This is a genomic window from Streptomyces sp. NPDC002809 (assembly GCF_040295435.1).
Taxonomy (GTDB): domain Bacteria; phylum Actinomycetota; class Actinomycetes; order Streptomycetales; family Streptomycetaceae; genus Streptomyces.
This window is the reverse complement of sequence record NZ_JBEOVJ010000001.1, coordinates 47,303-64,429: the sequence shown is the minus strand read 5'-3', so window position 1 is coordinate 64,429 and position 17,127 is coordinate 47,303. Positions and strand designations below refer to the sequence as shown.

The following is a 17,127-nucleotide window of genomic DNA, read 5'->3' as shown; positions in this document are numbered from 1 at the left end:
GGCATCCGCGCCTGACATGCGTGGATGCCGGCCTTCCGGCTGTGAGCGCGGATGCGGGCCGACCGGTGTCGGCCGTCTAGGGGAAATGCTGCTTTCCCCGGTAATCATTTGTACAGCGATGAGCACCGCATTGTGAAGCCCGCCCAATTACCTGCGCGTGTCAACCGGCTTTGTGTGCTGCTGGTGAGGATTTTTTTTGCAGGATTTTCCGTGCCTGTTGTCGCGACCGAAATCTCGGCGTGATCTGGGCCGCTCGATATCTACCCGCGTAGAATTTCTGGCCAGGTACGCTGAGTGGACCCGCGGGGGTCTGGGGAACCCCCCGGAGAAACAGCCGCACCACACCACCACACCGGGAGTGCCAGTGGCACGCGTCGTAGTCGACGTCATGCTCAAGCCCGAGATCCTCGACCCGCAGGGACAGGCTGTGCAGCGTGCGCTGCCCCGTCTCGGCTTCGAGGGAATCGCGGACGTACGTCAGGGAAAGCGTTTCGAGCTGGAGGTCGAGGGTCCGGTCGATGACGCCGCCCTCACCCGTATTCACGAGATGGCCGAGACGTTCCTCGCCAACACCGTGATCGAGGACTTCACCGTGAAGGTGGAGAAGGCCGAGGAGTCGAAGTGACTGCTCGTATCGGAGTCGTCACCTTTCCGGGCACGCTCGACGACCAGGACAGCCTCCGGGCCGTACGGGTCGCCGGCGCCGAACCCGTATCGCTCTGGCACCGCGACAGGGACCTGCACCAGGTCGACGCGGTCATCCTGGCGGGCGGCTTCTCCTACGGCGACTATCTGCGGGCCGGAGCCATCTCCCGCTTCTCGCCGGTCATGGAGACGGTGATCGAGCAGGCGAAGGCGGGCATGCCGGTTCTCGGCATCTGCAACGGCTTCCAGATCCTGACCGAGGCACACCTGCTGCCCGGCGCGATGCTGCGCAACAACCACCTGCACTTCATCTGCCGCGATCAGAAGCTCCGCGTCGAGAACGCGGAGACGTCCTGGACCTCGGACTACTCCGCGGGCCAGGAAATCTCCGTACCGCTCAAGAACATGGACGGCTGCTACACCGCCGACGAGCGCACGCTCGACGAGCTGGAGGCAGAGGGCCGTGTCGCGTTCCGCTACGTGGATGTGAACCCCAACGGCTCGCTGCGCGACATCGCCGGCATCACCAATGCCGCGGGCAACGTCGTCGGCCTGATGCCGCACCCGGAGCACGCTGTGGAGCCGCTGATCGGCACCGGTCGTACCGACGGTCTCGGTTTCTTCACCTCGATCATCAAGAAGCTGGTCAACGCATGAGCCTGGACACGGTCAAGCACGCGGCCGAAACCCCGGACGTGGAGCAGCCCTGGAGGGAGCTCGGCCTCAAGGAGGACGAGTACGCCAAGGTCCGCGAGATCCTGGGCCGCCGTCCCACCGGCGCCGAGCTCGCCATGTACTCCGTGATGTGGTCCGAGCACTGCTCCTACAAGAGCAGCAAGGTCCACCTCAAGCAGTTCGGCGAGAAGGTTCCCGAGAACGACGCGATGCTCGTCGGCATCGGCGAGAACGCCGGTGTGGTCGACGTCGGTCAGGGCTACGCGGTCACCTTCAAGGTCGAGTCGCACAACCACCCGTCGTACATCGAGCCCTACCAGGGCGCGGCCACCGGTGTCGGCGGCATCGTCCGCGACATCCTCGCGATGGGTGCCCGCCCGGTCGCGGTCGTGGACCCGCTGCGCTTCGGTGCGGCCGACCACCCCGACACCAAGCGCGTCCTGCCGGGTGTCGTCGCGGGTATCGGCGGCTACGGCAACTGCCTGGGCCTGCCGAACATCGGTGGCGAGGTCGTCTTCGACGCCTGCTACCAGGGCAACCCGCTCGTCAACGCCGGCTGCATCGGTGTGATGAAGCACGAGGACATCCACCTCGCCCAGGCCTCCGGGCCCGGCAACAAGGTCATCCTGTACGGCGCCCGCACCGGCGGCGACGGCATCGGCGGCGTCTCGGTGCTGGCCTCGGAGACCTTCGACTCGACCGGTCCGGCCAAGCGCCCGGCCGTCCAGGTCGGCGACCCGTTCCAGGAGAAGCTCCTCATCGAGTGCACCCTGGAGATCTTCAAGGAGAAGCTCGTCGCGGGCATCCAGGACCTCGGCGGCGCCGGGCTCTCCTGCGCCACGTCCGAGCTGGCCTCCGCGGGCTCCGGCGGCATGCGCGTCGAGCTGGACACCGTGCCGCTGCGCGACTCCTCCCTCTCGCCCGAGGAAATCCTCATGAGCGAGTCGCAGGAGCGCATGTGCGCGATCGTCGAGCCGCAGCACGTGGACCGCTTCCTGGAGATCTGCGAGAAGTGGGACGTCATCGCCACCGTCATCGGTGAGGTGACCGAGGGCTCCCAGCTGGAGATCTTCTGGCACGGCGAACAGATCGTGGACGTGCCGCCGCGGTCCGTCGCCCACGAGGGCCCGACCTACCACCGCCCGTTCGCCCGCCCGTCCTGGCAGGACGCCCTGCAGGCCGACGACGCCGGCAAGCTGGCCCGTCCGGCCAACGGCGCCGAGCTGCGCGAGCAGGTTCTGCAGCTCGTCTCCTCGCCGAACCAGGCGTCGAAGTCCTGGATCACGGACCAGTACGACCGGTTCGTCCAGGGCAACACCGTGCTCGCGATGCCCGAGGACGCCGGCATGGTCCGCATCGACGAGGAGTCCAACCTCGGCGTGGCCATGGCGACCGACGGCAACGGCCGGTACGCGAAGCTCGACCCGTACACCGGCGCGCAGCTCGCGCTGGCGGAGTCGTACCGCAACGTCGCCGCGTCCGGCGCCAAGCCGCTCGCCATCTCGGACTGCCTGAACTTCGGTTCGCCCGAGGACCCGGACGTCATGTGGCAGTTCGCCGAGGCCACCCGTGGCCTGGCGGACGGCTGCCTGGAGCTGGGCACCCCGGTCACCGGCGGCAACGTGTCGCTGTACAACCAGACCGGTGACACGGCGATCCACCCGACGCCGGTCGTGGCCGTGCTCGGTGTGATCGACGACGTCACGCGGCGTACGCCGGTCGCCTTCAAGGAAGAGGGCCAGCTCCTCTACCTGCTGGGCGACACGCACGAGGAGTTCGGCGGCTCGGCCTGGTCCGAGGTCGTCCACAGCCACCTCGGCGGCATGCCGCCCAAGGTCGACCTGGGCCGCGAGAAGCTGCTCGGCGAGATCCTGATCTCGGCGTCCCGCGACGGCATGATCGACGCGGCGCACGACCTGTCCGACGGCGGCCTGATCCAGGCGGTCACCGAGTCCTGCCTCCGTGGTGGGAAGGGTGCCCGGCTGGTCGTGCCGGACGGTCTGGACGCGTTCACCTTCCTGTTCTCCGAGTCGGCGGGACGCGCGATCGTCTCGATCCCGCGCAGCGAGGAGCTCCGCTTCAACGACATGTGCGGGGCGCGGGGTCTGCCCGTGACCCGGATCGGTGTCGTGGACGGCGAGGAGATCGAGATCCAGGGCGAGTTCAGCATTCCGCTGGACGAGCTGCGTACGGCGCACGAGGGAACGATCCCCGCGCTGCTCGCGTAGCCGCCCGGCGGGTACGCCCGTCACTCTTCGCGGAAGCCCCCGCACGGTCCGACCGTGCGGGGGCTTCCGTGTGCCCGTGTGCCCGTGTGCCCGTCTGCCCGTCTGCGGGTCCGGGCGGGACGGATACTTGCCGAGTGCGGCAACTCGCGGAACGCCACCGAACCGCGTGCGCGTTTCCAGCTGATGGAAGATCCGGGCGTGGACGGCTCGTCGGTCGGAACCGCCTTCACCTGGCACGGGAACGGCGTGCCCGCCGAAGATCGTCGGGTTGGCGGTGCCGGGGGCGGGTGCCGGGCACCGGGTACGAGGCCGGCTTCTGTCGTCTCTTCCTGTGCGGCAGGGCCTCATCGGGAACGGTGTGGTGCCGTCGTGGCAGCCGTCACCTTCGCGAGTGACATGTACTAGGTTAAATTTTCATCCAGGGCTAACTTTCATCCTGGTACAGTGATGGCATGCTGACCGAGGGACTGGGCCTGCGCGAGCGCAAGAAGATCCAGACGCGACGCCGTCTGCTGGACGAGGCCATGAGGCTCTTCGGGGAGCGCGGGTTTGACCAGGTGTCGGTCGCGGAGATCGCCGAAGCTGCCGACGTGTCGAAGATGACCGTCTTCAACTACTTCGACAGCAAGGAAGATCTGGTTCTCGCCCCCATGGAGCAGCACATCGGGGATGTCGCGAGGGTGGTGCGGGACCGGGCCTCCGGTGAGTCGGTGGTGGCAGGCGTGCGGCGACAGTTCCTGGCCGCCGTCGAGAGCCGCGATCCCGCCGTCGGGGTCAGCGATTCGCCGGTGGTACTCGGGCTCCTCCGGCTCATCCAGCAGACGCCGGCGCTGCTCACCCGGGCCTACGCCTTCCTCGTCCGCACCGACGAGTTGCTCATCGACGTCCTGGTCGAAGAGGGCGAGGAGCCGGCCGTCGCACGGATTGTGGCCGCTCAGCTGATCGGCACCCGTAACGCCCTGATCACCGAGAACCAGCGACGGCTGCTGGCCGGTGAATCGGCCGACGTGGTCGCAGCGGACGCCGCAGTGCTCGCCGAGCGAGGTTTCGACCTGCTGGAGAAGGGCCTGAGCGGTTTCGCGACCCGCGCCTGACCTGGGCCTTTGAGGATCGCGCTCGACTCGCCTCTTCGGGAGGGCGCCTGACCAATGTCTGTCGGGATGGAGCTTGACCTGCGATCGGGTCCGATCCGCGCCTGTCGGGATGGAGTCTGACCCGTGTTCGGGTCCGATCCGTGCCCGTCGGGGGCTGGGCCCGTTTCTGTCTCCGACGGGGCTCGGGGCTGCCTCGGGCATCTGCTTGTGCCGGGGTGGCGGATGACGCCTTAGGCTCCCCTCCATGCCTCCGTCCCAGAAGCGCGCCCGCCGCTACGACCCGGTCAGGACCCGCGCCGCTATCATGGCGCAGTTCGCCCATGTCCGGGCTGCTGTACGCACTCTGACACCCCGGCAACTGGGGGAGCCGAGCGGACTCGGCGCGTGGACGGTGCGTGCGCTCACCGTCCACCTGACCATGGCGCTCTCACACGTCAGCAGGAACCTGGAACTCCCCGAACCGGCCCTCGCCAAGCCCGAGGTGACCCTGCTGGAGTGGCCGTTCTCCACAGCCGGGCGGGCCGGCCGGATCGCCGACGACACCGTGGCGCTTGCAGCCGCACACCCCGATGTGGACGCCCTGTACGGAGAGGTGGCCGACCGCTTCGAGGCGCTGGTGCCGACTGCTCCCGATGACCGCTTGGTGGCCACTCGGGTCGGTGCCATGCGGCTCGGGGACTTCCTGGTCACCCGCACCGTGGAGCTCGTCGTCCACACCTACGACCTCAACGAGGCGACCGGGCTCGGCATCCCGTACGACCGTCAGGCGCTCGCCGCCTGCACCCGGCTGCTTGCTGACGCCCTGGCGGAGAAGGCACCGGGGGGCTCGGTCGAGGTGCGGGTCCCGCCCTTCGCGGTCGTCCAATGCGTTCAGGGCCCCCGGCACACGCGCGGCACGCCGCCCAACGTGGTCGAGACCGACCCGCTCACCTGGATCAGGCTCGCCACCGGGCGTACCTCATGGGCGCGGGAGCTCGACGCGGCCCACGTCAGCGCCAGTGGCGAGCGGGCGGACCTGGCCGCACTGCTGCCGCTGATGGGGTGACGGGAACCGGAACACCGGCTCGGACCGTCCCATCGCCATGCACCGTCAACGCCTGGCTGTCAGCGTCCTCGCCCTCGCTGCTCTACTCGCCCTTCCCGCCTGCGGAACGGTGACGGGCTCCGGTTCCGCAGGCAGCGACGGGCTGGGTCCCAGTACCGGCTCCGGCTCCGGCTCCGGAGCGAGTGGCCCGCCCCTCACCGGCACCCGCTGGGGAGTCGAATCGGTGACCGTCGGCGGGCAGCGGTCCGCCGCCCCGGCCGGCGCCCATGTCGAGATCGGCGCCGACGGGCGGGCAAGCGGGAACTACGGCTGCAACCGGTTCACAGCCGAGGTCCGGCTCGACGGCGACACTCTCACCGTCGGGCCGGGCACGACCACCGAGATGGGCTGCGAGCAGGACATCCGCCGGTTCGAGACCCTGCTGTCACGCGCGTTCAGCGGCAAGCTCACCGCTGCTGCCACGGACAGCGATCTCACTCTGACCACAGTGAACGGCGACACCGTCTCCCTCACCGCCCGGCCCCCGGCCCCGCTCACCGGAACCCGCTGGCGGATCACCACCCTGGTCTCCGGCTCGACCGCCTCCTCCCTGCCCGCAGGTACCGAGGACCAGGCCCACTTCACGTTCGGAGAGGACGGCACGGTCCACGGCACCCTCGGCTGCAACAGCTTCCGCGGCACCGCGGAGGTCTCCGGCTCCACCGTCGTCTTCGGGCCGCTCGTCACGACCCGCAAGATGTGCCCGGACCCCGGGATGCGGCTGGAGCGCGCGCTGCTCGCCGTGCTCGACGGGAAACGGACGGCTTACCGACTGGCCCACCGCACGCTGACCCTCACCGCGCAGGACGGCAAGGGAATCGCGGCCTCTGCCCCGGCGGAGGAGGAAGAGGAAGCGCAGCGGGTTCGGTAGGGGGATCAGGAGGTCTTCGGGTACGGCAGCAGGCCGGCGTCCGTCCGTTCCCAGGCCGCACGCAGTTCGGCCAGAAGCTCCGGTTCGGCGGCGGCCCGGTTGGCCTGCTCCCGTTGGTCGTGTGCCAGGTCGAAGAGCTGATCCGCGCCGCCCTTGCCCCGGTAGTACTTCCACTCGCCGCGGCGCAGCGCACGCTCCCCACGCACCCGCCAGAACAGGTCCCGTTCCTTCGGCTGCTCGCCACGCAGCAGGTACCCGGCCAGGCTGACGCCGTCCAGCGGGTATGCCGGATCTGGCCGGGCACCACCGAGCTCCAGCAGTGTCGCCGTCCAGTCGGGCGAGAACAGCGGCAGACCGCTCACCTGGTGCGGATTGATCCTGGCCGGCCAGCGCAACACGGCCGGGACCCGGATGCCGCCCTCCTGGAGGGAGCTCTTGTTGCCGGTGAGCGGCCACTGGTACGAGAAGCGCTCACCGCCGTTGTCGCTGGCGAAGAAGACCAGGGTGTCCTCCTCCTGCCCGGAGCGCTTCAGCGCCTTCAGCACCTCGCCGACCGAGCGGTCCAGGTCCTCGACCATCTCCTTGTACTTGGCGACCGAGCCCCCGTCGGCATGGAACAGCCCTCCGAGCCCGCCCTCCTTGATCCTCCGGACGATCTCGGCGCTCTCGGCCGTGTCGCCCTCCGCGATCCAGGGCCAGTGCGGGGTGGTGAAGTTGAGGTTCAGCAGCCACGGCTTGTCGTGGTCGCGCTGTACGTATTCGCTCGCCCGCTCGGTGAGGATGCGGGTGTAGTACCGAAGGTCCTTGTACTCGGCATCGCCCTCGTAGAGGTCGTACTCGCCGCCGAGGCCGAGCTTGGAGTAGTACTCCAGTGCCCCGCCGAAGTTGCCGAAGAACTCGTCCCAGCCCGACTTGGTGGGGCTGTAGTCCGGCAGATAGCCGCAGTGCCACTTGCCGATCAGCGCGGTCGCGTACCCCGCACCGCGCAGCAGCGATGCGAGGGTCGGGTGGGTGGGTTCGAGGCCGACCGAGCGGTCTGCGATGGGTTCGGCGAGCCCGCCCTTCGTGCGCCCGGGGTAGCGGCCCGTGTACAGGCTGAACCGGGTCGGCGAGCAGGTCGCGGACCCGGCGTAGGCGTCGGTGAACCGGACGCCCTGCCGGCCGAGCCGGTCCAGGTTCGGGGTGTGGATGTCCGGCGAACCGTAGGAGGAGAGGTCGGCCCAGCCGAGGTCGTCCCCGAGGATGAAGAGGATGTTGGGCCGCCGAGCGTGCCGGCCCCGGGCGGCCCGGAAGGGTTGCTCCTGCGCGGCCGAATCCGCCGGTGAGGCAACGGCGGGCGCGGCGGGCAGCCCTACCGCGGCGGTGGCGGCCGTGGCGCCGACCGCGACTCCGAAGGCGCGTCGCGTCAAAGGAGTACTGGAACTGTTGTTCGTGTCGGAAAGGGGCGTATCTGCTGACATGACTGCTCCAGGACGGGGTCGGCCGTGCAGGGTGACGGAGGCGAGGAGGACCGTCACGCCTGTCGGCAGCTGAGGAAGGACGCGGATGTGGATGTGGAGCGGATGCGGAGACGTACGGGACCGGCTGCCGGGTCCGGAGACGTACGGGAACGGATGCCTGGTCCGGAGACGTGCGGGACCGGCTACCGCCCCCGGACGCTCACTGGGCCGGACTCCTGCTGGCCGGCCGGACGGTTACGGACGTGCGCGAGGCGCAAGGGCGCGAGGGGATGCCGGGTGGCACGGCGGACGCAAGGGGCGCCGAGCGCACCTGGGCGAGGAGGCCGCGGTGCCGCTGAGGGCCGGGCGCCGGAGGACGGGCCGGATGTCGGATGACGAAGCCGGACGGCCGAGTACGGAGCCGGGCTGCCTCGGAGACGGCCGGGGCGGCGGGGAAGGGGGTCGGAAGAAGCGGAACCCTCGCGTGGCGCCGAAGAAATCAGGCGCAGCGACAGATGGCGCTCGAGACACGTCCCAGATCGACGTGACGGCGCTCCACGAGCGTGACCGTGTGATCACCGAGGGGCTGCATGGGGCAGGAGCCTGCCAACGAGTCATGCGCCTGTCAACGCCGGTCTCGCACTCCGGACGGACCCGCGCCGCCGGGCGACGACTGCACCCGACGCCGCAGGGGCGCCGCCCGGTGGCCCACGGTCTTCGCCCGGCGGCGTAGGGGCCCAGCCCGGTGTCCCGCGGTCATGCCCGCCGCCAGGCCGCACCCCCACGCCGCAGGATCCCGCCCGGCACCTCAAGGCCTCCCGGCACCGCCAGGTCTCGGCAGGCCCCCAAGGCTTCGCCCGCCCCCGGTCTCACCCAGCACCGCACGCATCTCACCCGGCACCGCCGCATCTCGCCCGACGAGCACCGCACGGGCTTCGCCCGGCGGTCGCAAGTGGTTCAGCCAGGCGTCACAAGAGGTCTCATACCGGTCCTCCCGTCGCCCGCCCGGTGTGAGGCTCACCACGAAACGAGCGTTCGGCCACCCCGTGCGAGGTCGCGAGGAGGCACCTCACGGAGTGCCACGAACCGGCCCGGTCGCCCCACCCTTCCGTGGCCGGAACCCGTCGGTAACCAGCCGGTGATCCGGGCGACGACTGCCCCGACGCGGCTGCGGCCGGTCGTTCGGCACCGACCGGTGTTCACTCCGTGTCACCGGTCGGTCCGGCTGAGGAGGGGGCTGCGGGGCCGCTTCTTCCGCAGTCCGGCGGGGCGTCCCCAATTCGGACCAGTGGTCGATCTCGCCTACACTCGGTGGCGTGCCTCGTGGTGATGGACGACTCAACCACGACCTGCTCCCCGGAGAGAAAGGCCCCCAGGACGCTTGCGGCGTCTTCGGTGTCTGGGCTCCGGGCGAAGAGGTCGCCAAGCTCACCTATTTCGGACTGTATGCCCTGCAGCACCGTGGACAGGAGTCCGCGGGCATCGCAGTGAGCAACGGGTCCCAGATCCTGGTCTTCAAGGACATGGGACTGGTCTCGCAGGTCTTCGACGAAACGTCTCTGGGATCGCTCCAGGGCCATATCGCGGTCGGTCATGCCCGCTACTCCACCACCGGTGCCTCGGTGTGGGAGAACGCGCAGCCGACGTTCCGTGCGACCGCGCACGGCTCGATCGCCCTGGGTCACAACGGCAATCTGGTCAACACGGCCCAGCTCGCCGAGATGGTCGCCGACCTTCCTCGCAAGGACGGCCGCGCCACCCAGGTCGCCGCGACCAACGACACCGATCTGGTGACCGCGCTGCTCGCCGGCCAGACCGATGCGGACGGCAAGCCGCTCACCATCGAGGAGGCGGCCACCAAGGTGCTTCCCGAGGTCAGGGGCGCCTTCTCCCTCGTCTTCATGGATGAGCACACCCTCTACGCGGCCCGCGACCCGCAGGGCATCCGCCCGCTGGTCCTCGGCCGGCTGGAGCGTGGCTGGGTGGTGGCCTCCGAGTCCGCCGCCCTCGACATCTGCGGTGCCAGCTTCGTCCGCGAGATCGAGCCGGGCGAACTCGTCGCCATCGACGAGAACGGCCTGCGCACCTCCCGATTCGCAGAAGCGAAGCCGAAGGGCTGTGTCTTCGAGTACGTCTACCTGGCCCGCCCCGACACCGACATCGCCGGGCGGAACGTCTACCTCTCCCGCGTGGAGATGGGACGCAGGCTGGCGGCAGAGGCCCCGGTCGAGGCCGATCTGGTCATAGCGACACCGGAATCCGGCACCCCCGCCGCGATCGGTTACGCGGAGGCCAGCGGAATCCCGTTCGGCGCCGGACTCGTCAAGAACGCCTACGTCGGCCGGACCTTCATCCAGCCTTCCCAGACCATCCGGCAGCTGGGCATCCGCCTCAAGCTGAACCCGCTCAAGGAAGTCATCAAGGGCAAGCGACTGGTGGTCGTCGACGACTCGATCGTCCGCGGCAACACCCAGCGCGCACTCGTCCGGATGCTCCGCGAGGCCGGTGCCGCCGAGATCCACATCCGGATCTCGTCCCCGCCGGTGAAGTGGCCCTGCTTCTTCGGTATCGACTTCGCCACCCGCGCCGAGCTGATCGCCAACGGCATGTCCGTCGACGAGATCGCCACGTCGATGGGGGCCGACTCGCTCTCGTACATCTCGATCGACGCGATGATCGAGGCGACGACGATCGACAAGCCGAATCTGTGCCGCGCCTGCTTCGACGGTGAGTACCCGATGGAGCTTCCGGACCCGGAGCTGCTCGGCAAGCAGCTGCTGGAGACCGAGCTGGCGGCAGGCCCTGCGGCGACCGCGGCGGCCGACGCGCTGCGCCGTCCGTGATCCGGACCGTTCGGCAGCCTTCCCACCAGCCCCGTATTTCCACACGAAAGATCCCAGGCAATGTCTGAGACAACAGGTGCTTCCTACGCGGCAGCGGGCGTCGACATCGAGGCCGGCGACCGCGCCGTAGAGCTGATGAAGCAGTGGGTGAAGAAGACGCAGCGCCCCGAGGTCGCAGGCCTTGGCGGCCTCGGCGGGTTCGCCGGACTCTTCGACGCCTCGGCCCTCAAGCGCTTCGAGCGTCCGCTGCTCGCCTCCGCCACGGACGGGGTCGGCACGAAGGTCGACCTCGCCCGCCAGATGGGCGTGTACGACACCATCGGCCACGACCTCGTCGGCATGGTCGTGGACGACCTCGTCGTCTGCGGTGCCGAGCCGCTCTTCATGACCGACTACATCTGTGTCGGCAAGGTGCATCCCGAGCGTGTCGCGGCCATCGTGAAGGGCATCGCCGAAGGCTGTGTGCTGGCAGGCTGCGCCCTGGTCGGCGGCGAGACCGCCGAACACCCCGGCCTGCTCGGCCCGGACGACTTCGATGTCGCCGGCGCCGGTACGGGCGTGGTCGAGGCCGACCGGCTGCTGGGCCCGGACCGTATTCGCAAGGGTGACGCCGTCATCGCGATGGCGTCGTCCGGCCTTCACTCCAACGGGTACTCGCTCGTCCGCCACGTCGTCTTCGACCGGGCCGGCTGGACGCTGGACCGCCAGGTCGAGGAGTTCGGCCGGACACTCGGGGAGGAGCTCCTGGAGCCCACCCGGATCTACTCCCTGGACTGCCTGGCCCTGACCCGCACGACCGAGGTGCACGGCTTCAGCCACGTCACGGGCGGCGGTCTGGCCAACAACCTGGCGCGGGTCGTCCCGGACTCCCTCCACGCGACGGTGGACCGTTCCTCCTGGACGCCCGGCGCGGTCTTCGACCTCGTGGGCAAGGCCGGCCAGGTCGAGCAGCTGGAGCTGGAGAAGACGCTCAACATGGGCGTCGGCATGATCGCGATCGTCCCCGCCGAATCGGTGGACGCCGCACTGACCACCCTGGCCGACCGCGGGGTCGACTCCTGGGTGGCGGGCGAGATCACGGACCGTGGCGCGCACACGACGGGTGCGGAGCTCGTGGGCACGTACGCGCGCTGAGCGCGGGAGCGGTCCGGCGGACGCGCTCTCCGCGACGGCGAGCGAGCCGCGTGAAGTCGAACGGAATGCCGGGCGGGCCGAAGGGTCCGTCCGGCGGCCGGAACCCTCGTCGGCTCCGGACCGGGACAGCACAGAACCCGGTCCGGGACAGGCCCGGACCGGGTTGTTGTGTCAGCGCGAGGTCAAGCGCCGCGGCGCTGTGACGACGGACCGGACTGGTCGTCCTCGTCCTCGTCATCGTCGTCGTTGTACTGATCCGCGTACTGTGCGTACGGGTCATCTTCCTCGTCGTCGTCCTCGAACGGCTCTGCGTTCGGTGGCTGACTCGAAGGTGATGCGCCCAGCTCATTGGCCAGACGCGACAGGTCAGTCCCGCCGCTGCTGTACTTCAGCTGACGGGCGACCTTTGTCTGCTTGGCCTTTGCCCGGCCGCGCCCCATGGCTCGACCCCCTCGGTGACGGGGCTCGACGGCCCCAGAGTCTTGACACGCGTTCATGTTTCAGAACGGACTCTCGGCAGAGAGACCGTGCCTGTAGTGCTTTAACGGTACCTGCTTCCGCGGCCATACGGTACGCCGCCCGCATCACGTGCCCCGGAAGAGGACCCGCGAGGAGCATGTCCTCGCTGGTCAACTGCGATTTTAACCTCTTATTGGCATGCGACCCGCCGACCGGAGTGAGTCTTGTCTCGCCGGTCGGCGGGTGGGCAGGCCGTGCGCCGGTACGACGCCCCGCAGGGCTGTCGGCGCACGCGGCCGGAGCTGCCGGTGGCGTCCGGCCGGGCCGTCGGCGCGTTCGGCCGGCGGGAGCGCTCAGCGGCGGCGGGCTTCCGCCATCCGGTGCTCGGCGATCCGGTCGGCGGCGGCGGCCGGCGGGATGCCATCGTCGTTCGCACGCGCAAAGATTGCCAGGGTTGTGTCGAAGATCTTCGACGCCTTCGCCTTGCACCGGTCGAAGTCGAAGCCGTGCAGCTCGTCCGCGACCTGGATGACACCGCCCGCGTTCACCACGTAGTCGGGTGCGTACAGGATCGAACGGTCCGCCAGGTCCTTCTCGACGCCGGGGTGCGCGAGCTGGTTGTTGGCCGCGCCGCACACCACCGACGCGGTGAGCACCGGAACGGTGTCGTCGTTCAGGGCGCCGCCGAGTGCGCACGGCGCGTAGATGTCCAGACCCTCGGTACGGATCAGCGCCGCGGTGTCGGCCGCGACGGCGACCTCGGGGTGCTTGTCGGTGATGCGGCGCACGGACTCGTCCCGTACATCCGTGATCACGACCTCGGCGCCGTCCGACAGCAGGTGCTCGACGAGGTGGTGGCCCACCTTGCCGACACCCGCGACCCCCACTTTCCGGCCACGCAGCGTCGGGTCGCCCCAGAGGTGCTGGGCCGAGGCCCGCATGCCCTGGAAGACGCCGAACGCGGTGAGCACGGAGGAGTCGCCGGCGCCGCCGTTCTCGGGGGAGCGGCCGGTGGTCCACCGGCACTCGCGCGCCACGACGTCCATGTCGGCGACGTACGTGCCGACATCGCAGGCCGTCACGTAGCGACCGCCGAGCGAAGCCACGAAGCGTCCGTAGGCCAGGAGGAGTTCGTCGGTCTTGATCTGCTCGGGGTCACCGATGATGACCGCCTTGCCGCCGCCGTGGTCGAGACCGGCCATGGCGTTCTTGTACGACATGCCGCGCGCCAGATTCAGGGCGTCCGCGACGGCCTCGGCCTCGGAGGCGTACGGGTAGAAACGGGTACCGCCCAGGGCCGGGCCCAGAGCGGTGGAGTGGATGGCGATGACGGCCTTGAGGCCGCTGGCAAGGTCCTGGCAGAGCACGACTTGTTCGTGGCCCCCCTGATCCGAATGGAACAGGGTGTGCAGTACATCGACAGGCGCGCCGGTCACATCGGTCACTGTGGTGACTCCCAAGTACGAAGCGGCGGAGGGCCCTACTGAAGGTGGGGAGGGCCCGGACCGACCGGCTCGCCCGGTCCGTCCGGGCAAGAGCGTAATTCCTCGGAGCACGCAGATCTGTTCCAGTGCCGAGGATCACCCCCTGCGGGAGTACAGGCGTGACACGATCGCTGCATGTCGGTGGTGTCTTCAGTGCTCGTCCCTTACGCGTCCTACCTCCGGGTGTACGAGCCACTGGCGGCCTTCCCGGAGGCCGAACGTGCCCATTGGGCCCGCTATGCGGGGCGCGGGCGGATCCCGACGGCCCAGGACGAACTGCGCCGTTCCCTGGCCGACTTGGCGGCGACCCCGCCGGTCGGCGTGCCGGCGCACGAGAGCGCCGACGCGTTCGTCGCCGAGGTGGACGGCGTGGTGTGCGTCTGCCCGTGGCGGACCCGGCTGCGCGGCTGGCTGGCGCTGGACGGGCTGGCGGAGATGTTTCCCGGCGCGGTGCTCGACGCGGTGCTGCCGCCGGTGGTGCGCGGGCAGGCCGTGGCCGACCACGAACGGTGGGCGGAGCGCAATCCGGATGCCCGGCCGTGGATCAGGACGGCGGTCTGGCAGGTCCCGGTGCGCTGGTTCGTCCTGTTCTCGGACGAGGAGCGCGAGTACCGGGAGGCGGGGGAGGACGGCGAGCCGCCCCTGATGCGTTACCGGACGCCGATGGTCCAGGCGCGGCGCAGGCTGGCCCGGGGGCTGAAGACGCTGCGGGACTCCATGGACGACGGTCCGCTGACCGAGGGGCTGGTGGACGTCGGGCGGTGGCTGGAGGAGTTCCACCCGCGCGCGCTCGTGGAGCTGGACTACGGCGGGCTGGTGCACGCACTGCCGGCGGAGCAGCTCGCGGGGGACCGGAGCGCCGCGGATGTGGCGCAGGGCATCGCGGCGCTGGGTGCCGGGGACGCCGAGGGGGCGAGCGAGGCGTATGCCCGTCTTGCGGAGCGTTGGAGGGCCGTGAGGGACCGCCAGTTCGCGAACTGATGATCGATGAACCTGTGACCCGCGTGACACGTGAGAGTGAAGAGGCGGAACCGTACCTCAGTGGTCGCGGGACCTACGTCCCGAACCGGGCCTTTGCCTCAAGCGTGATGGATTGCACTTACGGGGCTCTTGCGTCCTTCCCTACTCCTCGTGCCAAAATAGGACAAGGAGTCCGGGGAGGGCTCCATCCGTCCAAGTAAGGGCGGAATGCTCAGCATTGCACTCTATGGGGGGTCTGATGACTCCTGATCGCTCTGTGACTGATCGTCACGGTGGTGTGACTGTCCGCTATGGCATGGTCCATCGGCTTCCGTCGCTGATGAACACCTGGGAGGGCAATTCCATCGGTTTGGCCGACGTGGCTGGACGGATGGTGTAGTTGTAGTGCCGAGGACAAGCCGTTCGTCCTATAACCGACTCGGCCCGCGTCCGCCATTTCGGGCAACGCGGGTCAAGGTGCAGAATTTAGAGGAAAGAACCGAGATGGTTCGGTTCTCCCGAGGAGGCCGCTCATGACCGCTCGCACCCCTGATGCCGAGCCGCTGCTGACCCCGGCTGAGGTTGCCACGATGTTCCGCGTGGACCCGAAGACGGTTACCCGTTGGGCCAAGGCAGGCAAGCTCACGTCCATCCGCACGCTCGGTGGACATCGCCGGTACCGCGAGGCAGAGGTCCGCGCACTGCTTGCGGGTATTCCGCAGCAGCGCAGCGAGGCCTGACATACCCCTGTCGCCGCGTCACAACTGGGCTTTTGGGTCCCCCAACCCGCATAGCCCACCCATAGCTCCATATGACGGGCGCCCGCCCCAACGGGCGCCATACCTGTGCCATACGGGTGCCGTCATGAGATCGCGCTGGACTCCGCCGGGTCCAGCGCGATCTTTTTTGTGCGCGCGGCCGGCTTCGATGCGGGCCGCCTCCCTGGCGTCCGTCCGTATTGCGCCACTGGAAACCGGGCGTCCGGTCGGCTCCGGACCGGTCCTGTGAGGGTGCGGCGGTCTTCCTGAGAGGGGTGCACACCGGCTCCGTGGAGGGCGGATCGGGGTGGGTCGGAGGGTTCCCGGGGGCGCCCTTGCACAGGGGTGCAATTGCACATATTAAATTCGCCAGTTGTAGGAAGGGTGTAAAGCCACACCTTCTGAAAACTGATTCGGTGACACCCGTCACATGGCATGAGTCTTGCCAAGTACGAGCCTGCCACTGCGGCGGAGCGGAACGTCAAGCCATTGGTCACGTGGCGGGAGGACTTTCGTCCTGCGCCCATGTGGGGTCGCGCCGGTCACCGGAGCCCGTTCCGGCACCGCCGGGGGGCGCCGGGGAGGGTGCGGGGATGTGACGGGCCGGCATCTGCGGGCGGTCGGACCGGCTTACGGGGACCGCATCCGACGGCTCAGCGGCCCCGTGCGGGGATCCGGGGCCCGTCACGGGCTCTGCCGTCCGCCCGAGTCGCTCTGTCGCCGGTCCGGACGGCGTGGGGGCGGACACGGGCTCCACGGTCTGTTCCGGCGGCCCGGGGGTGATCGCGGGCCCCACGGCCGCCCCCGGCCGAGTGGAGGCGGTCGTGTGCCCAGCGGCCCGCGCCGGCCGAGTGGAGGCGGACGCGGGCCCCACGCTCTGTTCCGGCGCCCCGGGGGTCTTCACGGGTCGTGCGGTCTGTTCCAGGGCTTCGGGGGCCGCCATGGGCTCCACCGCCCGTTCCGGCGCCCCCGGGGCCACCGGGGGCTCCATGGCGAGCCGCAGTAACCGTGCGCAGACCGCGCAGTGCCGAGTGAGGTGGCGGTAGCCCGAAGCCGCCGCCAGGTGGGCGCGCAGCAGGGCGCGGATCTCGTGCCGGGGCGTCCGCCTGCGAATCGGCGCCGGGACGGGTGCGACGAAGGCCCCGGCCGGCTCGTGGGTGCCGGACCGGTCCGGCTGCAGGTCCTCGCCCGTGGATACCGCCATCCGCGCCACCTCCCGGTGGATGCGCCCCCCACCCGGGAAAACCGGGGGCAGCCCTTGGTTTCTGAGTACTCGTCGGCGGATGCCGGAGTCAAGACGCGCGAAAGCCCGGATCCAGAGGATCCGGGCTTTCGTTACTGCGGTCCTGACGGGATTTGAACCCGCGGCCTCCACCTTGACAGGGTGGCGAGCACTCCAAACTGCTCCACAGGACCAGGTTTTCGCGGCTGCCTTGCGGCTGGCTGCGAAGAC

General features: G+C 69.5%; 15 protein-coding genes and 1 tRNA gene. 10 read left to right on the top strand and 6 right to left on the bottom strand.

Annotation, left to right across the window (positions count from 1 at the left end; translation table 11 throughout):
* Positions 1 to 364 precede the first annotated feature (364 nt).
* The 6 genes from purS (at position 365) to ABT025_RS00230 (ending at position 6,597) form a co-directional block, all read left to right on the top strand.
* Positions 365 to 625, top strand: coding sequence for a phosphoribosylformylglycinamidine synthase subunit PurS (purS, locus tag ABT025_RS00255; protein ID WP_030929711.1), 261 nt, complete (start codon positions 365 to 367; stop codon positions 623 to 625).
* Positions 622 to 1,302, top strand: coding sequence for a phosphoribosylformylglycinamidine synthase subunit PurQ (gene purQ / locus ABT025_RS00250; protein ID WP_350988116.1), 681 nt, complete (start codon positions 622 to 624; stop codon positions 1,300 to 1,302). The genes purS and purQ overlap by 4 nt, the downstream gene beginning before the upstream one ends.
* On the top strand, positions 1,299 to 3,548 hold the full coding sequence (gene purL, locus ABT025_RS00245) for a phosphoribosylformylglycinamidine synthase subunit PurL (protein WP_350988114.1): 2,250 nt from the start codon (positions 1,299 to 1,301) through the stop codon (positions 3,546 to 3,548). Before purQ ends, purL begins: the two co-directional genes overlap by 4 nt.
* 455 nt (positions 3,549 to 4,003) lie before the next feature.
* Positions 4,004 to 4,642 carry a TetR/AcrR family transcriptional regulator gene (locus ABT025_RS00240; RefSeq protein ID WP_350988472.1) on the top strand — a complete coding sequence of 213 codons (639 nt, stop codon included), beginning with the start codon at positions 4,004 to 4,006 and terminating at the stop codon, positions 4,640 to 4,642.
* A 244-nt stretch (positions 4,643 to 4,886) separates the two neighbouring features.
* Positions 4,887 to 5,687 carry a maleylpyruvate isomerase family mycothiol-dependent enzyme gene (locus ABT025_RS00235; protein WP_350988112.1) on the top strand — a complete coding sequence of 267 codons (801 nt, stop codon included), beginning with the start codon at positions 4,887 to 4,889 and terminating at the stop codon, positions 5,685 to 5,687.
* Between the two features lie 37 nt (positions 5,688 to 5,724).
* Complete coding sequence (locus tag ABT025_RS00230; RefSeq protein ID WP_350988110.1) at positions 5,725 to 6,597, top strand: META domain-containing protein; 873 nt, start codon at positions 5,725 to 5,727, stop codon at positions 6,595 to 6,597.
* A gap of 5 nt (positions 6,598 to 6,602) precedes the next feature.
* Here the strand turns inward: ABT025_RS00230 and ABT025_RS00225 are convergent, their stop codons facing one another.
* Both ABT025_RS00225 and ABT025_RS00220 read right to left on the bottom strand, forming a co-directional pair.
* Positions 6,603 to 8,057 (bottom strand): sulfatase family protein, encoded by a 1,455-nt coding sequence (locus ABT025_RS00225; protein WP_350988105.1) that lies wholly within the window; start codon positions 8,055 to 8,057, stop codon positions 6,603 to 6,605.
* A gap of 478 nt (positions 8,058 to 8,535) precedes the next feature.
* Positions 8,536 to 8,628 (bottom strand): putative leader peptide, encoded by a 93-nt coding sequence (locus ABT025_RS00220; protein ID WP_350988103.1) that lies wholly within the window; start codon positions 8,626 to 8,628, stop codon positions 8,536 to 8,538.
* A gap of 724 nt (positions 8,629 to 9,352) precedes the next feature.
* Between ABT025_RS00220 and purF the strand changes: the two genes are divergently transcribed.
* Both purF and purM read left to right on the top strand, forming a co-directional pair.
* Entirely contained in the window at positions 9,353 to 10,879 is a 1,527-nt protein-coding gene (gene purF / locus ABT025_RS00215) for an amidophosphoribosyltransferase (protein ID WP_350988101.1), read from the top strand.
* Between the two features lie 60 nt (positions 10,880 to 10,939).
* Positions 10,940 to 12,013: a phosphoribosylformylglycinamidine cyclo-ligase gene (gene purM, locus ABT025_RS00210; RefSeq protein ID WP_350988099.1), complete on the top strand. Its 1,074-nt coding sequence runs from the start codon at positions 10,940 to 10,942 to the stop codon at positions 12,011 to 12,013.
* Between the two features lie 182 nt (positions 12,014 to 12,195).
* Here purM and ABT025_RS00205 read toward each other — a convergent pair whose 3' ends face one another.
* Both ABT025_RS00205 and ABT025_RS00200 read right to left on the bottom strand, forming a co-directional pair.
* Entirely contained in the window at positions 12,196 to 12,453 is a 258-nt protein-coding gene (locus tag ABT025_RS00205; protein WP_123460581.1) for a DUF3073 domain-containing protein, read from the bottom strand.
* Positions 12,454 to 12,825: 372 nt separating this feature from the next.
* Entirely contained in the window at positions 12,826 to 13,917 is a 1,092-nt protein-coding gene (locus tag ABT025_RS00200) for a Leu/Phe/Val dehydrogenase (RefSeq protein WP_350988097.1), read from the bottom strand.
* A 174-nt stretch (positions 13,918 to 14,091) separates the two neighbouring features.
* Between ABT025_RS00200 and ABT025_RS00195 the strand changes: the two genes are divergently transcribed.
* The gene (locus tag ABT025_RS00195) at positions 14,092 to 14,937 is read left to right on the top strand and encodes a DUF8083 family protein (RefSeq protein WP_350988095.1); all 846 of its coding nucleotides are present in this window, start codon (positions 14,092 to 14,094) and stop codon (positions 14,935 to 14,937) included.
* A 512-nt stretch (positions 14,938 to 15,449) separates the two neighbouring features.
* Entirely contained in the window at positions 15,450 to 15,656 is a 207-nt protein-coding gene (gene bldC, locus ABT025_RS00190; RefSeq protein ID WP_003949541.1) for a developmental transcriptional regulator BldC, read from the top strand.
* A gap of 511 nt (positions 15,657 to 16,167) precedes the next feature.
* Here bldC and ABT025_RS00185 read toward each other — a convergent pair.
* Together ABT025_RS00185 and ABT025_RS00180 are read right to left on the bottom strand one after the other, a co-directional pair.
* Positions 16,168 to 16,878 (bottom strand): DUF6274 family protein, encoded by a 711-nt coding sequence (locus tag ABT025_RS00185; RefSeq protein WP_502971862.1) that lies wholly within the window; start codon positions 16,876 to 16,878, stop codon positions 16,168 to 16,170.
* Between the two features lie 137 nt (positions 16,879 to 17,015).
* Positions 17,016 to 17,090 (bottom strand) — tRNA-Asp (locus tag ABT025_RS00180).
* Positions 17,091 to 17,127 lie beyond the last annotated feature (37 nt).